The organism is Streptomyces sp. JN8, assembly GCF_055808075.1.
The window spans coordinates 647,423-669,729 of the sequence record NZ_CM147852.1 but is presented as its reverse complement, the minus strand read 5'-3'; the positions used below and the strand labels follow the sequence as shown (position 1 = coordinate 669,729).

The 22,307-nt window shown below is 72.2% G+C and carries 2 protein-coding genes and 1 pseudogene; all 3 read left to right on the top strand.

Annotation, left to right across the window (positions count from 1 at the left end; all coding sequences use genetic code 11):
* Nucleotides 1–37: 37 nt before the first annotated feature.
* Nucleotides 38–5,959, top strand: a pseudogene (locus ACY0MR_RS03020) (type I polyketide synthase); the annotation flags it as partial.
* A gap of 41 nt (nt 5,960–6,000) precedes the next feature.
* Complete coding sequence (locus ACY0MR_RS03015; protein ID WP_473561673.1) at nt 6,001–17,355, top strand: SDR family NAD(P)-dependent oxidoreductase; 11,355 nt, start codon at nt 6,001–6,003, stop codon at nt 17,353–17,355.
* Nucleotides 17,356–17,405: 50 nt separating this feature from the next.
* Nucleotides 17,406–22,256 carry a type I polyketide synthase gene (locus ACY0MR_RS03010; RefSeq protein ID WP_473558924.1) on the top strand — a complete coding sequence of 1,617 codons (4,851 nt, stop codon included), beginning with the start codon at nt 17,406–17,408 and terminating at the stop codon, nt 22,254–22,256.
* The last annotated feature ends 51 nt before the right edge of the window (nt 22,257–22,307 follow it).

Sequence of the window (22,307 nt, the reverse complement as noted above, 5' to 3'; positions counted from 1 at the left end):
GAGCACGCAGGCCAGGAGGGTCCGGTCGATGACGGCCAACGATGACAAGATCCGCGACTACCTGAAGCGGGTCGTCGCCGAGCTGCACAGCACGCGGCAACGGCTCAACGCCTTGGAGCACGACGCCCGCGAGCCCATCGCCATCGTGGGGATGAGCTGCCGGCTGCCCGGCGGGGTGACCACCCCCGAGAGCCTGTGGAGGCTGGTCGACTCCGGCACCGACGCCGCCTCGCCGTTCCCCGACGACCGGGGCTGGGACCTGGACGCGCTCCACCACCCGGAGTCGGGAGCCGTGCACTCCCGCGAGGGCGGATTCCTCCACGACTGCGCCGACTTCGACGCGGAGTTCTTCGGCATCAGCCCGCGAGAGGCCCTGGCCATGGACCCGCAGCAGCGGCTGCTGCTGGAGACCGCCTGGGAGGTGTTCGAGCGCGCCGGCATCGACCCGGTCTCCGCCCGCGGCTCCCGCACGGGGGTGTACGCGGGCGTCATGTACCACGACTACGGCGCCCGGCTGAACGAGATCCCGCCGGGCCTCGAGGGCTACCTGGTCAACGGCAGCGCGGGCAGCATCGCCTCGGGCCGGGTGGCCTACACCCTCGGTCTGGAGGGCCCCGCCGTCACCGTCGACACGGCCTGCTCCTCGTCACTGGTCGCCGTGCACCTGGCGGCACAGGCACTGCGGCGGCGGGAGTGCGACATGGCGCTCGCGGGCGGCGCGACCGTCCTGTCCACCCCCGACCTGTTCGTCGACTTCGCGCGACTCGGCGGCCTGGCCTCCGACGGGCGCTGCAAGGCGTTCTCCGACGCTGCCGACGGCACCAGCTTCGCCGAGGGCGCCGGCCTGCTGCTCCTGATGCGGCTGTCGGACGCGGTGGCCGAGGGCCACACCGTCCTGGCGGTCATCCGAGGCTCCGCCGTCAACCAGGACGGGGCGAGCAACGGCCTGACGGCCCCCAACGGCCTCGCCCAGCAACGAGTGATCCGCGAGGCGCTCGCCGACGCCGACCTGGACCCCGACCAGATCGACGCGGTGGAGGCGCACGGCACCGGAACCAGGCTCGGCGACCCCATCGAGGCGCAAGCCCTGCTGCACACGTACGGCACGAGCCGCAGCCCCGAACGACCCCTGTGGCTCGGTTCGCTGAAGTCCAACATCGGCCACACCCAGGCCGCCGCCGGAGTGGCCGGAGTCATCAAGACGGTGCTGGCGATGCGCCACGGACGGCTGCCCCGCACGCTGCACGTCACCCGCCCCTCCAGCCGGGTGGAATGGTCGGCTGGCGCGGTGGAACTGCTCACACGGGCACAGGACTGGCCCGGCCAGGGAAACGCCCCGCGCCGCGCCGGAGTGTCGTCCTTCGGTGCCAGCGGCACCAACGCACACCTGATCCTGGAAGGCGTCCCGGACGGCGACACCACGGTCGCGGAGACCCGACCGGCCACCGGCGGCGGCGCCTGGCCGCTCGCGGGCCGGACCGAAGCGGCCCTGCGCGCACAGGCCCGGCGGCTCCACGACCACCTCGCCGCCCGCCCCCACGTCTCACCCGCCGCGGTCGGGCGGACGCTGGTCCGCTCCCGCACGGCGTTCGAGCACCGGGCCGTCGTCCTCGGACAGGACACCGCCGACCTCCTGAGCGGCCTCGCGGAGCTGGCGTCCGGCGGCGCTCACGGACCCGGGGTGATCACCGGCCGGGCCGCGCGCGGCCGCCGTACCGCACTGCTCTTCACCGGACAGGGCAGCCAGCGGCCGGGTGCCGGACGGCAGCTCTACGAGCGGTACGAGGTGTTCGCCCGCGCCCTGGACGAGACGGCCGCGGCACTCGACCGGCACCTCGACCGCCCACTGCGCGACGTGATGTTCGCGGAGCCGGGCGGCGCGACGGCCGGACTCCTCGACCGCACCGAGTACACCCAGCCCGCACTGTTCGCCCTGGAAGTCGCCCTCTTCCGACTGGTGACCGCCGGGGGCCTGCGCCCCGACGCACTCCTCGGGCACTCCGTCGGCGAACTGGCCGCCGCCCACGTCGCCGGAGTGTTCACCCTGCCCGACGCCGCCCGCCTGGTGACGGCGCGGGGCCGACTGATGGGCGAGCTGCCGGCCGGTGGCGCCATGACGGCGATCCAGGCGACCGGCCCGGAGATCGAGGAGACGATCACGGCGCTCGCGGCCCACAGGTCGGCGCGCGTCGCCGTCGCCGCACTCAACGGTCCCGACGCCACCGTGATCTCGGGCGACGAGGACGTGGTCGCCGAACTCGCCACGCTGTGGCGGGAGCGGGGCCGCCGCACCAGGGCGCTGCCCGTCAGCCACGCCTTCCACTCGCCGCACATGGACGCCGCACTGGAACCGTTCGCCCACATCGCGCGCGCCGTCTCCTACGCCGAACCGCGCATCCCGCTGGTCTCCAACCTGACCGGCGACATCGCGTCGGCCGCGACGCTGTGCGCCCCGGAGTACTGGGTGCGCCACGCGCGCGAGGCCGTGCGCTTCAGCGACGGCTTCCGCACCCTGCGCTACCAGGGGATCGACACCTTCGTCGAGCTCGGACCGGACGGCGTGCTGTCCGCCCTGGGCCGCGACTGCCTCCGCGAGGAGGAAGGAGACGCCCCCCGCCAGGACGACCCGGCGGACCCCGACACGACCGGCTCCCGCGCCGACGGCGGGGGGCGACCCGTGCTGACGGTGCCGCTGCTGCGCCGGGACCGCGACGAGACGACCACCTGCCTCGGGGCCCTGGCCACCGTCCACACCCACGGCGTCCCCATCGACCTCGCGGCCGTGCACGGCGACCCCGAGGGGCCCGCCGTCGAGCTCCCCACCTACGCCTTCCAGCGCACGCGCTACTGGCTGGACGCCCCGGCCCCCGCCGCCGGCCCCACCGCCACCGGTCTGGAGGCGACGGACCAGCCCCTGCTCCCGGCCGTCATCGACCTGCCCGACGGGGAAGGCACCGTGCGGACCGGACTGCTCTCCCTCCGCACCCATCCGTGGATCGCCGACCACCGCGTCCGCGACCACGCCGTGGTGCCCGGAGCGGCCCTGCTGGACGTCGCCGCCTGGGCGGGCGCCGAAGCGGGCTGCCCCCGGGTCGCCGAGCTGACCTTCGCCACGCCCCTCGTCCTGCCCGAGAGCGGAGAAGGCGTCCGACTGCGCGTGACGGTCAGCGGCCCCGACGCGGAAGGCATCCGTTCGCTACGCATCGACTCCCGGCCCGCCGACACGGTCCGTCCCGCCGATGCCCCCTCCGACTGGACCCGCCACGCGTCCGGCACCCTCGCCCCCGCACCCGAGGAGGCCGGCGACGGCACCGGCGTGCCGACCGAACTGCTCGGCGCCTGGCCCCCGGCCGACGCGACCCCGGTCGCCCTCGACGCGGACGCCGTCGCGGCCGAGTATCAGCGCCTCGCGGACGGCGGCGTGACGTACGGCCCCGCGTTCCGGGCACTGCGCGCCGTCTGGCGCCGCGGCGCAGAGGTCTTCGCCGAGGTCCGGCTCCCCGGCCAGGTGTCCGCCGACGCCTCGCGGTACGGCATGCACCCGGCCCTGCTGGACGCCCTGACGCACGCCACCGGGTTCGGCGAGCGGTCCACCGAGGCCCGCGGCCTGCTCCCGTTCGCCTGGAGCGACGTCCGGATCCACGTCCGCGGCGCCGACTCCCTGCGCGTACGCATCGCGCCGGCGGGCCCCGACGCCGTGACCGTCGCCGCGGCCGACCCGACGGGCCGCCCGGTCCTCGCCGCCCGCTCGCTCACGCTGCGCCCCCTGGCGGAGAGCCGGTTCCAGGACCCGGAGGCGGACAGCACACCGCTGTACCGACTGGAGTGGACACCGGCCCCCGGTTCCGTGACCGGGCACGCCGGTCCGAGGCCGGCGGCAGCGGAGTGGGGCGTCCTCGGCGACCCGGTCCAGGCCCTCCTCGACGCCGTACGCGACGGGGCGGAGGCACCCGTGCGAACCCATGACGACCTGCTCGCGCTCGCGACCTCCGACACGGCCCCGCCCGACCATGTGCTGGCGCTGCTGGGCCACGACGGGGACGCTCTCGCCACGGGCGCCCACGACCTGGCCGCACGCGCCCTGGCCCTGGTACAGGGCTGGCTGGCCCACGCCCGCTTCGCCGACGCGCGACTGGTCGTGCTGACGCAGGGGGCGGTGACGGCCGGCACGAGCCCCGTCCACCCGGCCGCGGCCGCCGCCTGGGGGCTGCTCCGCAGCGCACAGTCCGAGCACCCGGGCCGCTTCGTCCTCGTCGACGCGGACCCCGCCGACCCGGCCGCCTCGTACCGTTCCCTGCCACGGGCCGTCGCCTCCGGGGCGTCCCAACTCGCGCTGCGCGGCTCCGAGATCCTCGTCCCCCGGCTCGCCCGGGGAACGGCCGGGCAGGACACCGTCCCCGGACACCCCGGCGACGTCACCGCACCGGAGACGACCGCTGCCCCCGAGGCCGCCCCGTCGGGCCCCTCCGGCCCCTGGCCCGCGGACGGCACCGTGCTCGTCACGGGCGGAACCGGGACCCTGGGCAAGGCCGTGGCCCGGCACCTCGTGACCAAGCACGGTGTCCGGCACCTGATCCTGGCCGGTCGACGAGGCGCGGACACCCCCGGGGCGGCCGACCTGGCCACCGAACTGACCGGCCTGGGCGCCACCGTGAACATCGTCCGCTGCGATGCCGCCGACCGCTCGGCGCTCGAAGGCGTCCTGGCCGCCGTCCCCGCCGCGCACCCGCTCACCGCCGTCGTGCACACCGCCGGAGTACTCGACGACGGCATCGTCACGGCGCAGACGCCCCGACGCCTCTCGGCGGTCCTGCGGGCCAAGGCGGACGCGGTCAGCCACCTGCACGAACTGACCCGCGACCTGGACCTGTCCGCCTTCGTCCTCTTCTCGTCGGCCGCCGGAACCCTCGGCAGCCCCGGCCAGTCCGGCTACGCGGCCGCCAACAGCTTCCTCGACGCGTTCGCCGTCTGGCGGCGAGCGCAGGGCCTCCCCGCCGTGTCCCTGGCCTGGGGACTGTGGGGTGACGGCGGTGACGGCGGTGACGGTCGTGACGGCGGTGGCGCGGCGGCCGACGGCATGGGAGCGAGCCTGGCCGCCGCCGACCTGGCACGGCTGCGCCGTTCCGGCATCCTCCCGCTCGACCCATCCGAAGCGCTGCACCTGTTCGACGAGGCCTGCGACCCCGCCAGGACCGAGGCCGTCCTGCTGCCGATCCGCCTCGACCTGACCGGCCTGCGCGCCCGTTCCGCCCGCGGCGCCGTACACGCGGGCGTGGTGCCCGAAGTGCTGCACACCCTGGTGCCCCCGCCCGCCGGTGCCGGACCCTCGGCCGGCGCCGACGCGCTGAATCCCGCGGTGGGCCAGGCGCCCCCGACCCCGGCGTCCGACACCCTGGCCGAACGGCTCGCCGGGAAGCCCCGGGGCGAACGGCTCACCGCCCTCACCGAACTGGTACGCACCGAGATCGCCTCGGTACTCGGGCACCCCGGCGCCGGCCGCGTCCAGCTCCAGTCCTCCTTCAAGGAGTCCGGCTTCGACTCGCTCACCGCCGTCGAACTCCGCAACCGGCTCACCGCGGCCACCGGAACGAAGCTCCCCGCCACCCTCGTCTTCGACCATCCGACACCCGCGGCGCTCGTCGACCACCTGGAACAGGAACTGCCGAAGGGAGCACAGGAGATCCCGGCGGACCTCCCGGCCGTTCTCGACGCACTCGACCGGATCCGGGCCGGACTCGCCACCGCCGCCACCGACGACAGCAGCCGCGACCACATCGCGGAGCGTCTCCAGGCGCTGCTCGGCACGCTCACCTCGGCTGCGGGCGTCAGCCGCCCGACCGGCAGCCCGGGCGAGCACGACCGGCAGGGCCCCGATGAGCTGTCGCTCGGCCAACGCCTCGCCGCCAGCAGCGACGACGAACTCTTCGACCTCTTCGACAGCGACTTCCGATCGACGTAGCCCAGGGCCACCCTTCCGCCTCCGCCGCCCGCCCCACACCCCTGGAGAACAGCACGATGTCTTCCACATCGCCCGCCACCAACGAAGAGAAGCTCCGCGACTACCTCCGCCGCGCCATGACCGACCTGCACGAGGCGCGCGAGCAGATCCGCCGGACCGAGTCGGCCAGGCACGAGCCGATCGCGATCGTGGGGATGGGGTGCCGTTTGCCGGGTGGGGTGTCGTCGCCGGAGGGGTTGTGGGATCTGGTGGTGTCGGGGGTGGATGCGGTTTCTCCGTTCCCGACGGATCGGGGTTGGGATGTGGGGGGTCTGTTCGATCCTGAGCCGGGGGTGCCTGGGCGTTCGTATGTGCGTGAGGGTGGGTTCCTGCATGAGGCGGGGGAGTTCGACGCGGGGTTCTTCGGTATTTCTCCGCGTGAGGCGTTGGCTATGGATCCGCAGCAGCGGTTGTTGTTGGAGACGTCGTGGGAGGCGTTGGAGCGGGCGGGTATAGATCCGCACTCGCTCCGCGGTTCACGGACCGGCGTCTACGCCGGAGTGATGTACCACGACTACGGCAGCACCGCGACCGTCTCCGTCGCCTCCGACGACGAGACCGCCGGATTCCTCGGCACGGGGACGTCCGGGAGTGTCGCTTCGGGTCGTATCTCGTATGTGCTGGGTCTGGAGGGGCCGGCGGTGACGGTGGACACGGCGTGTTCGTCGTCGCTGGTGGCGCTGCATCTGGCGGTGCGGGCGTTGCGGAGTGGTGAGTGTGACCTTGCTCTTGCGGGTGGGGTGACGGTGATGGCGGAGCCGGGTGTGTTCGTGGAGTTCTCGCGGCAGCGGGGGTTGGCCGCGGACGGGCGGTGCAAGGCGTTCGCGGCTGCTGCCGATGGCACGGGCTGGGCCGAGGGTGTGGGCGTGCTGGCGGTGGAGCGGTTGTCGGATGCGGTGCGTCATGGGCGTCGGGTGTTGGCGGTGGTGCGTGGTTCGGCGGTGAATCAGGACGGTGCGAGCAATGGGTTGACGGCTCCGAATGGTCCGTCGCAGCAGCGGGTGATTCGTCAGGCGTTGGCGGATGCGCGGTTGGGTGTGGGTGATGTGGATGTGGTGGAGGGGCATGGGACGGGGACGCGTCTGGGTGATCCGATCGAGGCGCAGGCGTTGTTGGCGACGTATGGGCAGCGGGATGCGGGTCGGCCTTTGCGGCTTGGTTCGTTGAAGTCGAACGTGGGGCATACGCAGGCGGCTGCGGGTGTGGCGGGCGTGATCAAGATGGTTATGGCGATGCGGCACGGGGTGTTGCCGAAGACGTTGCATGTGGATGAGCCGACGGCGGAGGTGGACTGGTCGGCGGGTGCGGTGTCCCTGCTGAGGGAGCAGGAGGCGTGGCCGGAGGTGGGGCGTCTGCGCAGGGCTGCGGTCTCTTCGTTCGGTGTGAGTGGGACGAATGCGCATGTGGTGGTGGAGGAGGCGCCGGTTCCGGAGGGCGGGGAGACGGTCGGGGGCGGTGAGCCTTTGGCTGTGGTGCCGGTGGTGGTGTCGGGTCGTTCTGCTGGTGCGGTGGCGGAGCTGGCGTGCCGGGTGAAGGAGTCGGCTGGTTCTGGTGGGTTGGTGGATGTGGGGTTGTCGTCGGTGGTGTCGCGGTCGGTGTTCGAGCACCGGTCCGTGGTTCTTGCGGCGGACTCTGCGGAGCTGAGTGCCGGTCTGGTTGCTGTCGGGGCTGGTGTGCCGTCGCCTGGTGTGGTGTCGGGTGTGGCGTCGGGTGAGGGTGGCCGGTCGGTGTTCGTGTTCCCTGGTCAGGGGACGCAGTGGGCGGGGATGGCGCTCGGGTTGTGGGCGGAGTCTGCTGTGTTTGCGGAGTCGATGGCGCGGTGTGAGGCGGCGTTCGCCGGGTTGGTGGACTGGAGTCTGGCGGATGTGCTGGGTGACGGGTCTGCGTTGGAGCGGGTCGATGTGGTGCAGCCGGCGTCGTTCGCGGTGATGGTGTCGCTGGCCGAGCTGTGGCGGTCGTTGGGTGTGGTGCCGGATGCGGTGGTGGGGCATTCGCAGGGGGAGATTGCTGCTGCGGTGGTGGCGGGTGGTCTGTCGTTGGAGGACGGGGCGCGTGTGGTGGTGTTGCGTGCGCGGTTGATCGGTCGTGAGCTGGCCGGGCACGGTGGGATGGCGTCGGTGGCGCTGCCGGTCGCGGTGGTGGAGGAGCGGCTGGCGGGGTGGGCGGGGCGTCTGGGTGTCGCGGTGGTCAACGGACCGTCCGCCACCGTCGTCGCCGGTGATGTGGATGCGGTGGCGGAGTTCGTGACCGCGTGCGAGGTGGAGGGGGTCCGGGCGCGTGTTCTGCCGGTGGACTACGCCTCGCACTCGGCGCACGTGGAGGAACTGAAGGCCGAGCTTGAACAGATTCTGGCTGGTATCCGCCCGGTGACCGGCGAGACCCCCTTTTACTCCACGGTGGAAGCGGGTGTCGTGGATACGGCGTCGATGGATGCGGGGTACTGGTTCGGGAATCTGCGTCGGCCGGTTCGTTTCCAGGAGACGGTCGAGCGGTTGTTGGCGGATGGTTTCCGGGTGTTCGTGGAGTGTGGCGCGCACCCGGTACTGACCGGGTCGGTGCAGGAGACCGCGGAATCCACCGGCCGGCAGGTCTGCTCAGTGGGTTCCCTGCGTCGTGACGAGGGAGGTCTCCGCCGCTTCCTCACCTCTGCGGCGGAGGCGTTCGTCCAAGGGGTCGGGGTGTCCTGGCCGGCACTGTTCGACGGCACCGGCGCCCGCACGGTCGACCTGCCCACCTACCCCTTCCAGCGTCGGCGTTACTGGCTGGAGTCACGTCCTCCTGCGGCGGCTGTTCCGTCGGGGGTCCAGGACGGATTGTCGTATGAGGTGGTGTGGAAGAGTCTGTCGCTGTCGGAGTCGTCGCGTCTTGACGGCCGGTGGCTGCTCGTCGTGCCCGAAACCCTGGACGCCGACGGCACGCGGATCGCCCACGACCTCCAGCACGCCCTCACCACCCACGGCGCCACCGTGCACACCCTTGCTCTTGACCCCAGCGCGGCGCACTTCGACGGTCTCTTTGACGGGATACTCCAGGAAGAAACAGATGTCACGGGCATCTTCTCTCTCCTCGGACTGGCATCGGGCCCGCACCCGGATCACGGCGAGGTGGGGCTCGCGGGAGCCGCGTCGCTGACGTTGATGCGCCAAGCCCACCGAGACGGCTTCCGTGTTCCGGTGTGGGCGGTGACGCGGGGGGCGGTGTCCGTGGTGCCTGGTGAGGTGCCGGAGACGGCGGGTGCGCAACTGTGGGCGCTCGGCCGGGTCGCCGGTCTTGAACTTCCCGACCGTTGGGGTGGTCTGATCGATCTCCCGGCGGACGCCGATGCGCGTACGGCGGGGCTTGCGGTGCGGGCCCTGGCCGCCGGGATCGCCGATGGTGAGGACCAAGTGGCGGTGCGCCCCTCAGGTGCCTACGGCCGGCGCCTCGTACGAGCCACCGCGCGCCGGGGACCGAAGGACTGGCGCCCGCAGGGCACGGTGCTGCTCGCCGGGGACCTCGACGCCGTCGGTGAACCACTGGCCCGATGGCTGCTCACCGGCGGCGCGGACCACGTCGTCCTCGCGGATCCCGCCCTGACCGAACTCCCGGCCACCCTCGCGGATCTGGCCCAGAGCGTGACGACCGCTGTGGCACCCGACCTTGCCGACCGTGCAGCCCTCGCCGCCCTGGTCGCCGAGTACGCCCCTGCCACCGTGGTCGTCGTTCCGCCCGCGGCGGAGCTCACTCCGCTGGCGAGCATCGGCCCGGCCGACCTCGCGGCGGCCGTCACCGTCAAGACCGCGACCGCCGCGCACTTCGACGCGCTGCTCGACGGACCACACGCACCGGAGCTGGTGCTGATCTCCTCGGTCGCGGGGATCTGGGGTGGTGTCCGGCAGGGTGCGTACGCCGTCGGTGCCGCTCACCTCGATGCCCTGGCCGCCCGCCGCAGGGCCCGCGGTCTGTCGGCGGCCTCCGTCGCGTGGACGCCCTGGGCGGGTTCCGTCACCGCGGACGGCTCCGCCGCCGAGTCGCTGCGGCAGTACGGCATCGCTCCGCTGGAGCCGCAGGCGGCGCTCGCGGAGCTGGACCGGGCGCTGAACCAGCAGCTGCACGGCGGCGGGGGCGACGCCGCGGTGGCCGACATCGACTGGGAGCGGTTCCTCGCGTCGTTCACCTCCGTACGTCCCAGCGTCCTCTTCGACGAGCTGCCCCAGGTACGCCGTCTCCGCGAGGCGGAGGCGGCGGCCATGGCGGACCAGGCCGCCCGGACCGGAGCGCCCGGCGGCACGGAGCTGGCGCGCTCTCTGCGGGACAAGTCCCGGAACGCCCAGCGAACTGCGCTCCTGGAATTGGTCACTGCCCACGTGGCGGCCGTGCTGGGAGAGAGCGCTCCCGAGGCGATCGACCAGAGCCGGGCGTTCAAGGACATCGGCTTCACCTCCATGACCGCGATGGAACTGCGCAACCGGCTCAAGGAGGCCACCGGGCTCGCCCTCCCTGCCTCCCTCGTCTTCGACCACCCCCACCCCGGCGCACTCGCCGACCACCTGCGCGAGGAACTTCTGGGCGAGGACGGTGCGGCGGGCGCCGACTCCGCGGCGGATGAACCGAGCGCCACCTCTCCGACGGGCCAGGACGAGCCGATCGCCATCATCGGCATGGCCTGCCGCCTCCCTGGTGACGTCGGAACACCCGACGAACTGTGGGAGCTGCTGGAAACCGGCCGCGACGCGATGTCGGACCTGCCCGTCAACCGCGGGTGGGACGTGGCGGGGCTCTACGACCCGGATCCGGACGCGGCGGGGCGTTCCTACGTCCGGGAGGGCGGGTTCCTCCACGACGCGGGGGAGTTCGACGCGGAGTTCTTCGGCATCTCGCCGCGTGAGGCGCTGGCGATGGACCCGCAGCAGCGCATCGTCCTCGAACTCGCCTGGGAATCGTTCGAACGTGCGGGCCTGGACCCGGCCGGCCGCCGCGGCAGCCGTACCGGCGTGTTCATGGGAACCAACGGCCAGCACTACATGCCGCTGCTGCAGAACGGCAACGACAGCTTTGACGGCTACCTCGGCACCGGGAACTCGGCCAGTGTCATGTCGGGCCGCATCTCGTACACCCTCGGCTTGGAGGGGCCGGCGCTGACGGTGGATACGGCGTGTTCGTCGTCGCTGGTCGCGCTGCACCTGGCGGTGCGGGCCCTGCGCAACGGGGAGTGCGACCTCGCCCTCGCCGGCGGAGCGACCGTGATGTCGACGCCGGAAGTCCTGGTGGAGTTCTCCCGGCAGCGTGCAGTCTCCGCGGACGGTCGCTGCAAGGCGTTCTCCGCCTCGGCCGACGGGTTCGGACCGGCCGAGGGCGCGGGCGTGTTGCTCGTCGAGCGGTTGTCGGATGCGGTGCGTCATGGGCGTCGGGTGTTGGCGGTGGTGCGTGGTTCGGCGGTGAATCAGGACGGTGCGAGCAATGGGTTGACGGCTCCGAACGGTCCGTCGCAGCAGCGGGTGATTCGTCAGGCGTTGGCGGATGCGCGGTTGGGTGTGGCTGATGTGGATGTGGTGGAGGGCCACGGCACGGGGACGCGTCTGGGTGATCCGATCGAGGCGCAGGCGTTGCTGGCGACGTACGGGCAGCGAGATGCGGGTCGGCCTTTGCGGCTTGGTTCGCTGAAGTCGAACGTGGGGCATACGCAGGCGGCTGCCGGTGTGGCGGGCGTGATCAAGATGGTCATGGCGATGCGGCACGGGGTCCTGCCGAAGACGCTGCACGTGGACGAGGTCTCTCCGCATGTCGACTGGTCGGCGGGTGCGGTGTCCCTGCTGACGGAGCAAGAGCCGTGGCCGGAGGTAGGGCGCCCTCGCAGGGCTGCGGTGTCTTCGTTCGGACTCAGCGGGACGAATGCGCATGTGGTGGTGGAGGAGGCGCCGGTCGGGGAGGCGGGGCAGGCCGCCGGGGATGCTCGGTTGGCTGTGGTACCGGTGGTGGTGTCGGGTCGTTCTGCGGGTGCGGTGGCGGAGCTGGCGGGCCGGGTCGGCAAGGTTGCTGCGTCTGGTGGGTTGGTGGATGTGGGGTTGTCGTCGGTGGTGTCGCGGTCGGTGTTCGAGCACCGGTCCGTGGTTCTTGCGGCGGACTCTGCGCAGTTGAGTGCAGGTCTGGATGCTCTGGCCGGTGGGGGAGTGTCTCCTGTCCTGGTGTCGGGTGTGGCGTCGGGTGAGGGTGGCCGGTCGGTGTTCGTGTTCCCTGGTCAGGGGACGCAGTGGGCGGGGATGGCGCTCGGGTTGTGGGCGGAGTCGTCGGTGTTCGCGGAGTCGATGGCGCGTTGTGAGGCGGCGTTCGCCGGCTTGGTGGACTGGAGTCTGGCGGATGTGCTGGGTGACGGGTCTGCGTTGGAGCGGGTCGATGTGGTGCAGCCGGCGTCGTTCGCGGTGATGGTGTCGCTGGCGGCGTTGTGGCGGTCGTTGGGTGTGGTGCCGGATGCGGTGGTGGGGCATTCGCAGGGGGAGATCGCTGCGGCGGTGGTGGCGGGTGGTCTGTCGTTGGAGGACGGGGCGCGTGTGGTGGTGTTGCGTGCCCGGTTGATCGGTCGTGAGCTGGCCGGGCACGGTGGGATGGCGTCGGTGGCGCTGCCGGTCGCTGTGGTGCAGGAGCGTCTGGCGGGGTGGGCGGGGCGTCTGGGTGTGGCGGTGGTCAACGGACCGTCCGCCACCGTGGTCGCGGGTGATGTGGATGCGGTGGCGGAGTTCGTGGCCGCGTGTGAGGTGGAGGGGGTGCGGGCGCGTGTTCTGCCGGTGGACTACGCCTCGCACTCGGCGCACGTGGAGGACCTGAAGGCCGAGCTTGAAGGGATTCTGGCCGGGATCTCCCCGGTGACCGGCGAGACTCCCCTCTACTCCACGGTGGAAGCGGGTGTCGTGGATACGGCGTCGATGGATGCGGGGTACTGGTTCGGGAATCTGCGTCGGCCGGTCCGTTTCCAGGAGACGGTCGAGCGGCTGTTGGTGGATGGTTTCCGGGTGTTCGTGGAGTGCGGTGCGCATCCGGTACTGACGGGTGCGGTGCAGGAGACCGCGGAATCCACCGGCCGGCAGGTCTGCTCAGTGGGTTCCCTGCGTCGTGACGAGGGTGGTCTCCGCCGCTTCCTGACCTCTGCGGCGGAGGCGTTCGTCCAAGGGGTGGAGGTGTCCTGGCCGGCACTGTTCGACGGCACCGGCGCCCGCACGGTCGACCTGCCCACCTACCCCTTCCAACGACGGCACTACTGGTACAACGACCCTGCCCGCCGCACGGGCGATGCCTCCTCCTTCGGTATGGCGCAGGCCGGTCATCCGTTGCTCGATGCCGGTACGGAGCTCCCCGAATCAGGCGAGCACCTCTACACCGCTCGGCTCTCCGCCGACTCGCATCCTTGGCTGCTGGAACACACCTTGCTGGGTACGCCGTTGCTGCCCGGTGCGGCGTTCGTCGACCTCGTCCTGTGGGCCGGCGGGCAGGTCGGATGCGACCTGATCGAAGAGCTGACGCTGACCTCGCCGCTGCTGTTGTCCGACAGCGCTGCCCTTCAACTGCGCCTGGTCGTGGGCACGGCGGACGCCGAGGGACGTCGTACGATCACCGTCCACTCGCGGCCGGACGGAGACCCGAGTACGACGCGCACACCTGCGGCATCGTCCGAGACCAGCCCGGACGCGGAGTCGGATACGGAGATCCGTACGGGCACGTCCGCCTGGACGAAGCACGCTCAGGCGACGGTCGCCCCCGCCCCTGACGTCCTCGCTTCCGGGGTGGACGCGGAAGGGGACGCCGTTCGCCCCGCAGTGGAATGGAGCGTGGCAGCGACGGAGTCGGATGCCTTCCAGGCCGAGGACTTCTACGCGTCCTTCGCCGCACACGGCTATGGCTACGGCCCGCTGTTCCAGGGCGTACGGTCAGGCCGTCAGGACGGGGCCGACGTCTACGCCGAAGTCGCCCTGCATCACGTCCCCTTGCCGTCTGCCGAGCAGTTCGGCCTGCACCCCGCGCTGCTCGACGCGGCGTTCCAGACGATGCGTCTGGGAGCGTTCTTCCCCGACGACGGACAGGCACGTGTGCCGTACACCTTCCGGGGGATTCGTCTCTACGCCCCGGGAGCCGAGCGCCTGCGGGTCCGTGTCTCGGCGGTCGGGGCCGATGCCGTACGCGTGGAGTGCGCCGATGAGCGGGGGCGCCTCGTCTGTGAGATCGACGCCCTCGTCGTCAGCACGGTCTCCCCGGACCACTTGCGGCCGGCCGGACAGGACGCGACCCACGACATGCTGCACCGGATCGAGTGGCCCGTCCTCTCCCCGCCGACCGGCAGCGCCACCTCTCCTACTCCGCCCCGCTGGATCGTGGTCGGGGGCGAGGACGAGGGCCTCGGGCTCGACGGCCTTCGACTCGACGGTCCGAGGCCTGACGGTCCCGGGCTTGCGGAAGCGCTGTCCGAAGCCGGTATGGGGACCGAGCGTCACCGGAACCTGGCCGACGCGCTGTCGGCCGTACGGACGCAGGTGGACACGGCAGGCTCCGCTGCCGCCGCCGGCACGACCTCCCTCATAGCCGTCCCCGTGCCGCAGTCGCCCACCATGGACGCCGGTGCCGTGCGCCACGCCGTCCACCGAGCCCTGGAGCTGGTACAGGGCTGGGTGGCCGCGGACGAGGCGGCGGAAGAGGGCGGGAGCGACGGTGCCGCGGGGGACCGGCGCCTGGTGCTGGTCACGAGCGGAGCGGTGTCCACGGGTGACGCCGACCCGCTGCGCGACCCGGTGGCCGCGGCCGTCTGGGGTCTGATCAAGTCCGCGCAGTCGGAGCAGCCCGGCCGCATCGTCCTCGTCGACCTCGACGAGGGAGCCGTGGACGGGGCGGCCTTGGCCGCCGCGATCTCGACCGGCGAACCACAACTCGCCCTGCGCGACGGCGATGTGCACGTGCCCAGGCTGGCACCCCTGTCCGTGAGGGACTCGCAGACGCTGCTGCCGCCCGCCGGTACGCGGGCCTGGCATCTGGTCGGCGGCGGCACCGGAACCCTTTCGGACCTCGCGCTCGTACCGGCGCAGGCCGACACCGTTCCGCTCGCACCTGGGCAGGTGCGGATCGCGGTGCGGGCAGCCGGACTCAACTTCCGGGACACGCTTATCGCGCTCGGCATGTACCCGGGCGAGGGCGTGATGGGCGCCGAGGGCGCCGGAGTGATCACCGAGGTCGGCCCGGACGTGGTGAGCCTCGCCGTCGGGGACCGCGTCCTGGGCATGTGGACCGACGGCTTCGGGCCGTACGCCGTGGCCGACCACCGCATGGTGGCCCCGATGCCGCGCGACTGGTCCTACGCGGAGGCCGCTTCGGTACCCGCCGTCTTCCTCAGCGCCTACTACGGACTCAAGCACCTGGCCGGTCTGCGCGCCGGCCAGTCGGTGCTGGTGCACGCGGCGGCGGGCGGTGTGGGCATGGCTGCCGTCCAACTCGCCCGGCACTTCGGGGCCGAGGTCTTCGGCACGGCCGGCACGGCCAAATGGGACGCACTGCGGGCACAGGGCCTGGACGACCGGCACATCGCCGGTTCACGGACGCTGGACTTCGCGGACCGGTTCCTCGACGCGACCGACGGGCGCGGCGTGGACGTCGTCCTGAACTCGCTGGCGGGCGACTTCGTCGACGCCTCCCTGCGACTGCTGCCGCGCGGAGGGCGCTTCGTGGAACTGGGCAAGGCGGACGTACGCGACGCCGCGCAGGTCGCCGCCGACCGGCCGGGAACCGTCTACCGGGCCTTCGAGCTGATGGAGGCCGGCCCGGAGCTGATCGGCCGCATGCTCGCCGAACTGCTGGAACTGTTCGAGTCCGGGGCGCTGCGCCTGCTGCCCGTCACCCCGTACGACATCCGGCGGGCACCCGATGCCTTCCGCACGCTCAGCCAGGCCGGACACGTCGGCAAACTGGTCCTGACGATGCCACCGGCCTTCGAACCCCACGGCACGGTCCTGATCACCGGCGGCACCGGGAACCTGGGCGGAACACTCGCCCGCCACCTCGTGACCGAACACGGAGTGCGCCACCTGCTCCTGGCCGGGCGTCGGGGGCCCGAGGCCGAAGGCGCCGCCGAACTCGTACGGGAACTGCACGACCTGGGCGCCACCGTCACGGTCGCCGCCTGTGACGTGGCCGACCGAGCGGCACTCCGGAAACTCCTCGGCGGCATACCGCCGGAGCGCCCGCTCACCGGAGTCGTCCACGCGGCGGGCGTTCTCGACGACGGCGTGGTCACGTCATTGACCCCGGACAGGGTCGACGGCGTCCTGCGGCCCAAGGTGGATGCCGCTCTCAACCTCCACGAAGCGGCCCTCGATCCCGAACTCGGTCTCGACATCACCGCGTTCGTCCTGTTCTCGTCCGTCGCTGCCCTGCTCGGCGGCTCGGGTCAGGGAAGCTACGCCGCCGCCAACGGCTTCCTCGACGGACTCGCCCAGTACCGGCGTGGCCGCTCGCTGCCCGCGCTCTCCCTCGGCTGGGGCCTGGCCGGGAGCGGTCGGATGACGTCCCATCTGGACACCGAGGCCCTGCTCCGGCGCATGGCCAGGGGCGGTGTCCTGCCGCTGTCCCCGGCGGAGAGCATGGCACTGTTCGACGCGGCCCAGGGCTTCGACGAGGCGCTCCAGGTGCCGGCGCGCTTCCACACCGCCGCACTGGGCGCCGACGGCAACGTCCCGCCGCTCTTCCGCGGACTGATCCGGAGCGGGACGGCGCATGCCGCGGCCCGTCGCAGGACGGTCGGCGCGTCGCCCTCGGGTGGTCCTGCCGGAGGCGGGCCGGTGAACCTCGCCGACCGGCTGTCCGGACTGACGGAGGACGAACAGCGGGCGCTGCTCCTCGACACGGTGCGCACGCACGCGGCCCTCGTCCTGGGCCACACGGGCACGGACGGCATTCAGGCCGACCGGGCGTTCAAGGACCTGGGATTCGACTCGCTGACGGCCGTCGAGATGCGCAACCGGCTCACCGCCGCCACGGGGCTGCACCTCGCGGCGACGCTGGTCTTCGACCACCCCGCTCCGGCGGACCTCGCCGAGCACCTCCGCTCTCGGCTCGTCCCCGAGGGGACGGACGTACCGCCGCTCCTCGCCGAACTCGGTCGGCTCGAAACGGCGTTCAAGGAGCTGACCGCCGCCGACCTCGCCTCGGTCGTGCCCGACGACATCGCCCGCGACGAGATCGCCGTACGTCTCGCCGCCCTCGGTTCCCTGTGGGACGGGCTCCATGGCAGCGGCCTCAGCGGAGACGGGGCGCAGAAGCACGGCGACTCGATCGTCGAGGACATCGACTCCGCCGACGACGACGAGATCTTCGCCTTCCTCGACGAGAGCTTCGGCGACTCCTGACCGCAGGCACCTCCGTACGGACCGACGACTCTGCAGACGGGTGATGAGAGATGGCGACCGAACACGAGCAGAAGCTCCGCGACTACCTCAAGCGGGCCACCACCGAACTCCACAAGGCCACGGAACGGCTGAAGGAGGTCGAACAACGCGCTCACGAGCCGGTTGCGATCGTGGGGATGGGATGCCGGTTCCCGGGCGGGGCGTCCTCGCCTGAGGAGTTGTGGGACCTGGTGGCGGCGGAGACGGACGCGGTCTCTCCCTTCCCGGTGGACCGGGGGTGGGACGTGACGGGGCTGTACGACCCGGATCCGGACGCGGCGGGGCGTGCCTACGTCCGGGAGGGCGGGTTCCTCCACGACGCGGGGGAGTTCGACGCGGGGTTCTTCGGTATCTCTCCGCGTGAGGCATTGGCGATGGATCCGCAGCAGCGGTTGCTGTTGGAGACGTCGTGGGAGGCGTTGGAGCGGGCGGGCATCGATCCGCACACGCTGCGCGGCACGCGGACCGGGGTCTACATGGGTGCCTGGAACGGCGGATACGCCGAGGGGATTCCCCAACCCACGGCGGAACTGGAGGCCCAGCTCCTCACCGGCGGCGTGGTGAGCTTCACCTCGGGCCGCGTGTCCTACCTCCTGGGTCTGGAGGGTCCGGCGGTGACGGTGGACACGGCGTGTTCGTCGTCGCTGGTTGCGCTGCACCTGGCCGTGCGGGCGCTGCGCAGCGGTGAGTGCGACCTCGCCCTCGCCGGCGGCGCGACGGTGATGTCGACGCCTGACGTGTTCGTGCGCTTCTCCCGGCAGCGAGGAGTGGCCGCGGACGGTCGCTGCAAGGCGTTCTCCGCCTCGGCCGACGGATTCGGACCGGCCGAGGGTGTGGGCGTGCTGGCGGTGGAGCGGTTGTCGGATGCGGTGCGTCATGGGCGTCGGGTGCTGGCGGTGGTGCGTGGTTCGGCGGTGAATCAGGACGGTGCGAGCAACGGACTGACGGCGCCGAGCGGACGAGCTCAGGCGCTTCTGATTCGCCGGGCGTTGGCGGATGCGCGGTTGGGTGTGGGTGATGTGGATGTGGTGGAGGGGCATGGGACGGGGACGCGTCTGGGTGATCCGATCGAGGCGCAGGCGTTGTTGGCGACGTATGGGCAGCGGGATGCGGGTCGGCCTTTGCGGCTTGGTTCGTTGAAGTCGAACGTGGGGCATACGCAGGCGGCTGCCGGTGTGGCGGGCGTGATCAAGATGGTCATGGCGATGCGGCACGGGGTGTTGCCGAAGACGCTGCATGTGGATGAGCCGACGGCGGAGGTGGACTGGTCGGCGGGAGCCGTTGCTCTGCTGAGGGAGCAGGAGGCGTGGCCGCGTGGTGAGCGCGTACGGCGGGCCGGAGTCTCCTCGTTCGGTGTGAGTGGGACGAACGCGCATGTGGTGGTGGAGGAGGCACCTGCTTTGCAGGCGCCGGTTGCGGGGGAGCTGGTGGGGCCGGGGGTGGCCCTTCTTCCAGTGGTTCCGGTGGTGGTGTCGGGTCGTTCTGCGGGTGCGGTGGCGGAGCTGGCGGGCCGGGTGAGGGAGACGGCTGGTTCTGGTGGGTTGGTGGATGTGGGGTTGTCGTCGGTGGTGTCGCGGTCGGTGTTCGAGCACCGGTCCGTGGTTCTTGCGGCGGACTCTGCGGAGTTGAGTGCAGGTCTGGATGCTCTGGCCGGTGGGGGAGTGTCTCCGGTCCTGGTGTCGGGTGTGGCGTCGGGTGAGGGTGGCCGGTCGGTGTTCGTGTTCCCTGGTCAGGGGACGCAGTGGGCGGGGATGGCGCTCGGGTTGTGGGCGGAGTCGTCGGTGTTCGCGGAGTCGATGGCGCGGTGTGAGGCGGCGTTCGCCGGCTTGGTGGACTGGAGTCTGGCGGATGTGCTGGGTGACGGGTCTGCGTTGGAGCGGGTCGATGTGGTGCAGCCGGCGTCGTTCGCGGTGATGGTGTCGCTGGCGGCGTTGTGGCGGTCGTTGGGTGTGGTGCCGGATGCGGTGGTGGGGCATTCGCAGGGGGAGATCGCTGCTGCGGTGGTGGCGGGTGGTCTGTCGTTGGAGGACGGGGCGCGTGTGGTGGTGTTGCGTGCGCGGGTGATCGGTCGTGAGCTGGCCGGGCACGGTGGGATGGCGTCGGTGGCGCTGCCGGTCGCTGCGGTGCAGGAGCGGCTGGCGGGGTGGGCGGAACGCCTGGGTGTGGCGGTGGTCAACGGACCGTCCGCCACCGTGGTCGCGGGTGATGTGGATGCGGTGGCGGGGTTCGTGGCCGCGTGTGAGGTGGAGGGGGTTCGGGCGCGTGTTCTGCCGGTGGACTACGCCTCGCACTCGGCGCACGTGGAGGACCTGAGGGCCGAGCTGGAACAGGTTCTGGCCGGCATCCGCCCGGTGACCGGTGAGGTCCCGTTCTATTCGACGTCCGAAGCCGCGCAGATCGACACGGCTGGTCTGGACGCGGGGTACTGGTTCGGGAATCTGCGTCGGCCGGTTCGTTTCCAGGAGACGGTCGAGCGGTTGTTGGTGGATGGTTTCCGGGTGTTCGTGGAGTGCGGTGCGCATCCGGTACTGACCGGGTCGGTGCAGGAGACCGCGGAATCCACCGGCCGGCAGGTCTGCTCAGTGGGTTCCCTGCGTCGTGACGAGGGAGGTCTCCGCCGCTTCCTGACCTCTGCGGCGGAGGCGTTCGTCCAGGGGGTCGGAGTGTCCTGGCCGGCACTGTTCGACGGCACCGGCGCCCGCACGGTCGACCTGCCCACCTACCCCTTCCAACGACGCCGCTACTGGCTGGAGTCGCGACCTCCTGCGGCGCCGATCGAGCCTGCCGCAGCGTCAGGCATCGAGAGCTGGCGCTACCGCGTGGCGTGGAAGAGCCTGTCGCTGTCGGAGTCGTCGCGTCTTGACGGCCGGTGGCTGCTCGTCGTGCCCGAAACCCTGGACGCCGACGGCACGCGGATCGCCCACGACCTCCAGCACGCCCTCACCACCCACGGCGCCACGGTCTCCCGTCTGACGGTCGACGTGACGACGACCGACCGCGCCGACCTGTCGGCGCGGCTCACCACCACCGCGGCCGAAGACCAGGGGCCCCTCCGGGGCGTCCTCTCCCTCCTGTCCACCGATGAACGGCAGCACCCGGACCATCCCGGTGTCGACCGTGCCACGGCGGGCACGATGCTGCTCGCCCAGGCGTGCGGGGATCTGGTCGTGGCCCGGGGCGTGGAGCCGAGGCTGTGGGTCGTGACCCGCGGGGCGGTCGCGGTGTCCCCCGCCGAGCGTCCGTCGTCAGCCGGCGCCCAGGTCTGGGGCCTGGGGCGCTGTGCGGCGCTCGAACTTCCCACTCGGTGGGGTGGGATGGTGGACCTTCCCCCGGCGGCCCGGGATGCTGGAAGGCACGTACGGCGGCTCGTGCGTGTGCTGTCGGAGACCTGTGCGGAGGACCAGGTGGCGCTGCGTGCGTCGGGTGCGTACGGCCGCCGGCTGCTGCCCGCGTCCAGCCCTTCCGTATCCGTTCCCCGAACCGCGAAGAGCGGCTACCAGCCGCGCGGCACGGTGCTGGTGACCGGCGGAACCGGTTCCCTCGGAGGCCACTTGGCGCGGTGGCTGGCCCGCAACGGCGCCGAGCACATCGTTCTGGCCGGGCGCCGGGGTGAGGGTGCTCCAGGAGTCGCGGAACTGTCGGCGGAGCTCAAGGAGCTGGGTGCAGAGGTCACCGTCGCGGCCTGCGACGTGGCGGACCGGAACGCGTTGCGTGACATGCTGGAATCCCTGCCCGCCGACCGGCCGCTGTCGGCGGTGTTCCACGCTGCCGGTGTCCCGCACTCGGCGCCGCTGGCCGAGACGGATGTGGCGGGGCTCGCCGCCGTGCTTCCGGGGAAGGTCGTCGGGGCACGGCACCTGCACGAACTCACCAGGGAGAAGGCACTGGACGCGTTCGTGCTGTACGCGTCGGGCGCCGGCGTGTGGGGGAGCGGCGGGCAGAGCGCGTACGGAGCCGCCAACGCCGCACTGGACGCGCTGGCCGAACAGCGCCGGGCTGAGGGACTGCCCGCAACTTCGGTCTCCTGGGGCCTGTGGGACGGCGGAGGCATGGCCGGCGAGCGGGGCGAGGAGTTCCTCACCGCCCTCGGCCTGCGGGCCATGGAGCCCGAGTCGGCGGTCGCCGCCCTGGAGGAGGCCCTGGATCGTGGGGACACCTGCGTGAGCGTGGTCGACGTCGACTGGTCCCGGTTCGCCGAGTCGTTCACCGTTTTCCGGCCCAGCCCGCTGATCGGGGAGCTCCCCGGAGTACGTGCCGTGCCGGACGGATCAGCGGGCGGACCGGCGGACGACCTCGCGGACGTTGCGCGGCACGGCGGGGCAGCCGACCGGGGTGTGCCGGCATGGCTCGCCCGGGCGACGGGCGACGACCGGCAGGACATCCTGCTCGATCTCGTACGCCGCCATGCCGCCGCCGTCCTCGGCCATCCGGGACCGCAGCACATCGAGCCCGACGCCGGCTTCCGGACCCTGGGGTTCAGCTCGGTCACCGCGGTGGAACTGGCCAACAAGCTCGGTGCGGCCGTGGGCACGAAGATCCCCGCCACCTTCGCGTTCGACCACCCCAACGCCCGCGCCGCGGCGGCCCGCCTCGACGTCCTGCTGGCGGCGCCGAGCGATGAGGCCGCACAGGAGGCGGAGATCCGGCAGGCGCTGCGGACCGTGCCGCTGGCCCGGCTGCGGGCTGCGGGGCTCCTCGACGGCCTGCTCGAACTCGCCGGGCTGGAAGCGGAGCCCGGCCTGGCGGGCGACGTACCGGACCGCGGTGCGGCCACGCCGGACGAGGAGTCCGCACTGGCGGAAGTCGACGGCCTGGACGCCGAAGCACTGGTCGACCTCGTCCTCAACCAGTCCGACTCCTGACCGCCGGCGGCGGCGCCGCGGCCCACCGTGCCGTCGCCGCCCTCGGCCGTA